Raw genomic sequence first — 6,207 nt, 5'->3', positions numbered from 1 at the left:
AAATCTCGCCCGCGAGCGTGAGGCGCATGCCCTGCGCGTGGCGCTCGAACAGCGCGGCAGCGTCATCGGTCTCGATCAGGCGAAAGAGCGGGCAGGACCCGATGGCCCGATAGCCATGGCGCATCAGCAGCGCGTCGAGCACGTCGGCTTCGTCGGGAAGGCGCCGCCGCGCCCTGGCGATCCAGTCGCTATCGGCATAGGCCGCCATCCCTATCGCGATGGCGGCCGCCGAAAGCGGCCATGCGCCGAGCCGCTCGCGCAGCGCCGCGACGATCGCTTGCGGGCCGAGGACGAAGCCCAGCCGAACGCCGGCGAGGCCGAAGAATTTTCCGAACGAACGAAAGACGATCAGCCTTTCGGCGTCGTCGATTGCAGGGGCGACGCTCAGCTCGGGCGCTGCATCGGCAAAGGCTTCGTCGACGAGCAGCCAGCCATCGCGCCGCCGCAGCAATTCGCCTATTCGCTCGGCCGGAATGGCGCGTCCGTCCGGATTGTTCGGGTTGGCGAGGATCAGGTTCGCGCTGCTGTCCTGTGCCCCGCGCCAGTCGATGGCGGTGCTTCCCGCGATCATTTCGCCATGCGTGCGATAGCCGGGAACGACATGGTACGCGCCGCCGCCGATCAGCGATCCGGCAAGACGCAGCCCGATCTCGGTACCCGGCACGGCGCAGACATGGCGCGGATCGACGCCGAAAAAAGCCGCGGCAACGGCTTCGAGCCGTGCGAGATCCTGCGGATCGGGCAGCCGCTGCCAGTCGAAGTCCATGCCCGCGGTGCCGGGCCACGGACGCGGGTTGATCCCGGTCGACAGGTCGATCCAGTCGCCGGCTCCGAAACGACGCTTCGCGGCTTCGAGCCCGCCGCCGTGCCATGTCCAGGGGTCGCTCATGCCAGATGCGCCAGCAGCAACGCCGCAGCGAGCAGCAGGCTTTCCCCGATCTCGATCCCCGCGCCGTGCCCGTCGCCGGAAATCCCGCCGATCCTGCGCGAGAGCCACCAGCCCCAGAAAAGGAAGACGAGCGGCGCGGCGAGCAACGACGGTGACACCCATGCTGCCGCGAGCAACAGGGCGGTCCAGATCGCGAAATCGAGCGGGCGAACCGCGTTGCGGAAACGCGAACCAAGCCCGGCGTGGAGGTCGGGCAGCGCGCGCGACCAGACGAGCGGGCCGATCCGCGCCGCGAAGGGCACCAGTGCAATGGCGATGAAAGCCTGCCGGTCGAGTAGCGCGTGGAGCAGCACGAGCTTGGTCATCAGTTGCAGCGCAATAGCGACCACCGCGAAACTGCCGACATGCGGGTCGCCGAGCACCGCGATGAGGCGCGCGCGGTCCTTGTGCGCTGCGCCGCTCGCATCGGCGATGTCGCCGAGACCGTCGAGATGCAGCGCGCCGGTTACCGCGACCCACAGGATCAGCGCGGCGAGCGCGCCTGTCCACGGATCGATCCGTGTCCCCGCCCAGCCGGCTGCCGCCACGAGCGCGCCGACGATGAGCCCGACGGCCGGAAACCAGCGCATCGATGCGGCGAACTCCCCGTCGGACACCGCGATGCGCGGCGTCGGCAGGCGCGTCAGGAACTGGATCGCGACGATCAGGCCTTTCACCGATACAGCCCTTCGATCTGTGCGCCCGGCCGTTCGCCGGGCCAGACGCGGAGCGAGAGCAGCGACGCATAGGGCAGATCGAATGCCCACAGCTGGTGCTGCCCGAACCCGCAGAGGCTGTAGAGTGCGGCGCGCATCGCGCCGCCGTGGGTGACGACCAGCGTCGAAACGGGGGCGAGGTCGGCGATGGCGGCGGAGATGCGCGTCACCAATGCCGACCAGCGCTCGCCGCCCGGCGGCGGGTTGGCGTCGGGATCGTCCCTGAAGCGGCCCAGCGCGTCGCGGTCGACGGTACTCGCCGCCTTGCCGTCCCAGTCGCCGAAATCGAGCTCGCGCCAGCGCGGATCGATGATGAATGGCAGGGCGGAGGCTTTGCCGATCGCTTCGCCCGCGACCCGGCAGCGTGACAGGTCCGACGCGATCAGGTGTTCGAAATCCGGAGTCTTGGCTTGCGCCACGCACGCCGCAATCCCCTCGCTCGTCGGCGCGCCGTCGGTACGCCCCATCAGCAGCCCCGGCGTTTCGGGGGCGCCATGGCGCAGCAGGTGGAGCGCGAAGCCGCTCACAGCGATCCCGAGACCGCCGCTTCGGCAAAGGTCGCCATCTCGTCGTGCGCCGCGAGCGCGCTGCGCACGACATTCGCCGCGACCGCCGCGCCGCTGCCCTCGCCCAGCCGCATGTCGAGCGATAGCAACGGCTCGAGCCCGAGCAGCGCGAGCAAGCGTTTGTGTCCGGGCTCGGCCGAACAATGGCCAGCGATGCAATGGCTCACGATCGCGGGATTTTCCGCCGCGAGCGGGGCAATCGCCGATGTGCAGATAAAGCCGTCGAGCAGCACCGGTACGCCGAGCTGGCGCGCGCGCAGTATCGCACCCGCGATCGCCGCGATCTCGCGCCCGCCGACGCGGCACAGCGTCTCGAACGCCGATCGCGGCGCATCGGTGTGAAAGGCGAGTGCACGTTCGATCACGTCGATCTTGCGCGCGACGCCGTGCCCGTCGACCCCGGTACCCGGTCCGACCCAGCCCGCGACGCCGCCGGCGAAGCTTCGCGCGCAGAGCGCGGCGGCGGCGGTCGAATTGCCGATGCCCATTTCGCCGAGTGTCAGAAAGTCGAGATCCGCATCGACCACCGCCGCGCCGCGATTGAGCGCGTCGAGGCATTCGGCCTCGCTCATCGCGGCCGCCGAGGTGAAATCGGCGGTCGGCCGGTCGAGATCGAGCGCGACGACGGCAAGTTCCAGCCCCGCCGCCGCCGCCAGCGCGTTGATCGCGGCGCCACCGTTCGTGAAATTGGCGACCATCTGCGCGGTGACGCTCGGCGGAAAAGCGCTGACGCCATGGACGGTGACGCCGTGATTGCCCGCAAAAATCGCGGCGCGCGCACGGCTGATCCGCGGCCGGGCCTTGCCTTGCCAGCCCGCGAAGAAGACCGCGATCTCTTCGAGCCGTCCGAGCGAACCCGCGGGCTTGGTGAGTTCGCCCTGCCGGACGAGCGCGTCGTTCCGGGCGTCGGCGTTCGGCTCGCCGAGATTGGCCAGCGCGGTCCCGAAATCCCGGGCGGAAGAAAAAATGGTCATTCGGCGACAAATCCTGGCGGCGGAGTGCGGGTGATGAAATGGCCTTTGATGCCTTCGGGCCACAGCGAATAGGCGACGCGGCCATGCTCGCTCGCGGCATAATGCACCGCATAGTCGAGAATTGCGCGCGCCGAATCTTCGTCGCCCCGGAAGCGTCCGAGGACATAGCCGACCTTGTCCGGCGCGCGCAGATGTACGGTACAATGGTCCTGGCACGCGAACAGGCACGCCATTTCCTGCACCGCGATGCCGGCGTAGCGCGGTTCGTCTTGCCGGAGGCGCTTCATCGCTTCGACGAGCCGCGCGCCGCCGCGCGCGCCGTCGGCGTCGACCTGGGCCTCGCGGCTGTGGCGGCAGGTGTTGCACACCACCACCGCGGGGCCCGGGTCGACGCGCGTCAGCATCAGGCGGTCGTGGCTGTCTGCGGCGGCACCGGAACGCCGGCCGCGACGAGCGCGCGATAGAGTGCGTAGAGCCCGGTCAGGATCGCGGCGTTGCGGACGAACTGCCCGGCGATGAGGTCGGGCGCCATCGCGGTATGCAGCCCGCCGAGAACGAGCGCCCAGCCGAGGATGATCGCCTTGAACGCGGTGAAGCCCGCCGCATAGGCGAGGCCCAGCCGCGCCGCGACCGAACGGTAGCGCAGCGCCGAAATGGCGGCATGGCTCGCCAGCACCGACGCCACGGCTGCGGTGCCGAGCCCGGCGCCCCACGCCAGCGTGCTGCCGTCGCGCGGATAACCGAGCAGGAAAAAGCCGACGAGCTGGCTGAGCGCCCAGGCCAGCAGCATGAGTGCGAGCCCGTCGCGGCGGCGCATATGCACCGCCGCGAGCGCCGCGAGCGCCGGAAAGGGGGTCGCGCAGCCGAGCGCGAGCGTCGTCACGCTGCTCGCCGCGGTGAGCAGCGCGACCCAGAGCGTCGATGCGCTCCGGTCCGACAGCGCCGCCATCAGAAGCGGCCCCTTATGCCGGCGTAGATGCTGCGGCCGAGCGAGCCGTAGCGATAGGCCGTCATATATTCCTCATCAAAGATATTTTCGGCGCGCGCGAACAGCTTCACCGCATCCGACAACGCATATTCGGCGCGGAGATCGACGAGCGTATAATCGTCGAGGCGCTGCGCGTTGCTCGCATTGTCATAGCTCTTGCCCGACCAGCGCACCGCGGCGCCGAGCTCGAGTCCGAAACCGAAAGCGTAGCTCGCGGACGCATTGGCGGTATTGCGCGGGCGGCGCGGCAGCCATTTGCCGAAAGTGGCGGTGCCTTCGGACCGGTCCTCGGCGACGATCCAGCTGTAGTTGCCGTCGAGTGTCAGCCCGCCGAGTGTCAGCGCCGCCGCCGCCTCGACGCCATGCGCCTCGCTGCGCGCGACATTGAGATAATAGCCGAAGCGCGGAACCGCCGGGCTGCTGCCGGGCACGGTGCAGAGCGGGTCGGTCGTGGGCGACGAACAGCTGTTGAAGATGATCTGGTTCGTCGTCGTGCGATCGAACCAGGTCGCGCCGACGACCAGCTTCCGGTCGAACAGCTGCTGCTCGATGCCGGCTTCCCAGCCATGCGCTTCCTCGGGGTCGAGCCCTGCATTCCCGTACTCGCTGAACAGCTGATAGAGAGATGGCGCCTTGAAGCCTTCGCCATAGCTCGCGCGCAGCACGGTGCCGGTCGAAAGGCGCCATACGCCGCCGGCCGCGAACAGCGTCTGGCCGCCATAGCGGTCGTGATCGTCATGGCGGACGCCGCCATTCAGCGTCAGGCCGTCGAGGGGCTCGATGCTGAGCTGTCCATAGGCACTCGTGATCTCGGCCTTGCCGCGCACGAAGTCTGGAAGCGGGGTCGCAAGCGACGCCGCGGGCGAGCGGCTGCGGAAGGTCGAGCGTTCATTCTCGACGCCGAAGATCGCGGTGATGCGATCGGAAACATCGAAGCTGCCCTGATATTCCCAGCGCTTGTTCTTGCCGTCGGCCTCGAAGCTTCGCGGACGCTCGCGGTCGGGGTTGAAATTGTCGCGGTTTGTGTCAGTATGGGCATAGGCGATACGGTTGCGGAAACGCCCGCCGGCGAGGTCGAAATTGAGCCCCGCATATCCGACGAACTCCTTGTTGCGCCCATAGTCGTTGCTGTCGGTGTTGAAGCCGTCGAACTCGACCCGCCCGCTCGAATAGGTGCCGCGCACTTCGGCGCTGACATTGTCGGCGAGCGTCAGTTCGGCGCGGCCCGAGAGGTTATGGTTGCGATAGCCGTCGCGCTCGGCCCCGCCGAACGCCTTGGCGTGCGACGAAATGCCGTCGGTCGAGAAACGCTGGCCGCCAAGCCGCCACGCGAGCGGGCCGGTGCGTCCGCCGATCGCCGCGCGCGCGTTCACAGTCCGTCGCGATCCCGCTTCGAGGTCGAAGCTGCCTTCGAGTGGCTTTTCGGGGGAGGCGGTGACGATGTTCACGACGCCGCCGATCGCCTGGCTGCCCCACAGGATCGACTGCGGCCCGCGCAATACCTCGATGCGATCGATATCGCCGACGAGCAGGTTCGCGAAGTTGAAGCCGCCGCCGGTCGACGACGGATCGTTGAGCTTCACACCGTCGATCACCGTTACCGTATGTTCGGATTCGGCGCCGCGGATGCGCAGCGAGGTCGAGCTGCCATAGCCGCCGTTGCGCGCGATGCTGATCCCGGGCGTGCGGAGCAGCAATTCGGTGACGCCGATATCCTGCGCGCGGTCGATCGCCTCCTTGTCGAGCACGGCGACCGACGACGGAATCTCGTCGAGCGTCAGCGGCGCGCGCGTCGCGGTGACGATGATGCTGTCGCCGTCGGCCGCGACGGCGTGCGCGGTCGCGGCCTCGTCGGCATGGGCGACAGAGGAGGCCGCAAAGGCGGCGAGACAGATTGAACTTCGGATAATGAACCTGGACATGGGTACCCCAATCGACGACGCCGCTCCGGCGCGTGGCCGATGGGTTCGTCCCTTGCGGGACAGACGACACCAGCCTGCGCGCCGAGGCGGCCAGACTTGTCGTCATGCGGGTT

7 protein-coding genes are annotated in these 6,207 nt (G+C 68.6%); all 7 read right to left on the bottom strand.

The genetic code is table 11. The annotated features are described in order from the left end of the window. Positions 1-889 (bottom strand): aminotransferase class I/II-fold pyridoxal phosphate-dependent enzyme (locus tag JHC57_RS10450; RefSeq protein ID WP_294029937.1); only part of this gene is annotated, 889 nt, incomplete at its 3' end. Then, positions 886-1,605, bottom strand: coding sequence for an adenosylcobinamide-GDP ribazoletransferase (locus JHC57_RS10445; protein ID WP_294029936.1), 720 nt, complete (start codon positions 1,603-1,605; stop codon positions 886-888). The genes JHC57_RS10445 and JHC57_RS10450, both read right to left, overlap by 4 nt. Next, the gene (locus tag JHC57_RS10440; protein ID WP_294029935.1) at positions 1,602-2,171 is read right to left on the bottom strand and encodes a histidine phosphatase family protein; all 570 of its coding nucleotides are present in this window, start codon (positions 2,169-2,171) and stop codon (positions 1,602-1,604) included. The genes JHC57_RS10445 and JHC57_RS10440 overlap by 4 nt, the downstream gene beginning before the upstream one ends. Further along, positions 2,168-3,184, bottom strand: coding sequence for a nicotinate-nucleotide--dimethylbenzimidazole phosphoribosyltransferase (gene cobT, locus JHC57_RS10435; RefSeq protein WP_294029934.1), 1,017 nt, complete (start codon positions 3,182-3,184; stop codon positions 2,168-2,170). The genes JHC57_RS10440 and cobT overlap by 4 nt, the downstream gene beginning before the upstream one ends. Further along, complete coding sequence (locus JHC57_RS10430; protein ID WP_294029933.1) at positions 3,181-3,588, bottom strand: DUF1636 domain-containing protein; 408 nt, start codon at positions 3,586-3,588, stop codon at positions 3,181-3,183. The genes cobT and JHC57_RS10430 overlap by 4 nt, the downstream gene beginning before the upstream one ends. Further along, positions 3,588-4,133, bottom strand: a complete 546-nt coding sequence (locus JHC57_RS10425; RefSeq protein WP_294029932.1) for a hypothetical protein — start codon at positions 4,131-4,133, stop codon at positions 3,588-3,590. Before JHC57_RS10425 ends, JHC57_RS10430 begins: the two co-directional genes overlap by 1 nt. Beyond that, positions 4,133-6,094 carry a TonB-dependent siderophore receptor gene (locus JHC57_RS10420; protein ID WP_294029931.1) on the bottom strand — a complete coding sequence of 654 codons (1,962 nt, stop codon included), beginning with the start codon at positions 6,092-6,094 and terminating at the stop codon, positions 4,133-4,135. Before JHC57_RS10420 ends, JHC57_RS10425 begins: the two co-directional genes overlap by 1 nt. Positions 6,095-6,207: the final 113 nt, after the last annotated feature.

This window comes from Sphingopyxis sp., from assembly GCF_016463645.1.
Taxonomy (GTDB): Bacteria; Pseudomonadota; Alphaproteobacteria; order Sphingomonadales; family Sphingomonadaceae; genus Sphingopyxis.
This window is presented reverse-complemented; position numbering and strand designations above follow the sequence as displayed.

Excerpts from the sequence above, each read along its gene's own strand:
- JHC57_RS10420 (WP_294029931.1), bottom strand. The coding sequence starts at position 6,094 with ATGTCCAGGTTCATTATCCGAAGTTCAATCTGTCTCGCCGCCTTTGCG.
- cobT (WP_294029934.1), bottom strand. The coding sequence starts at position 3,184 with ATGACCATTTTTTCTTCCGCCCGGGATTTCGGGACCGCGCTGGCCAAT.
- JHC57_RS10425 (WP_294029932.1), bottom strand. The coding sequence starts at position 4,133 with ATGGCGGCGCTGTCGGACCGGAGCGCATCGACGCTCTGGGTCGCGCTG.
- JHC57_RS10430 (WP_294029933.1), bottom strand. The coding sequence starts at position 3,588 with ATGCTGACGCGCGTCGACCCGGGCCCCGCGGTGGTGGTGTGCAACACC.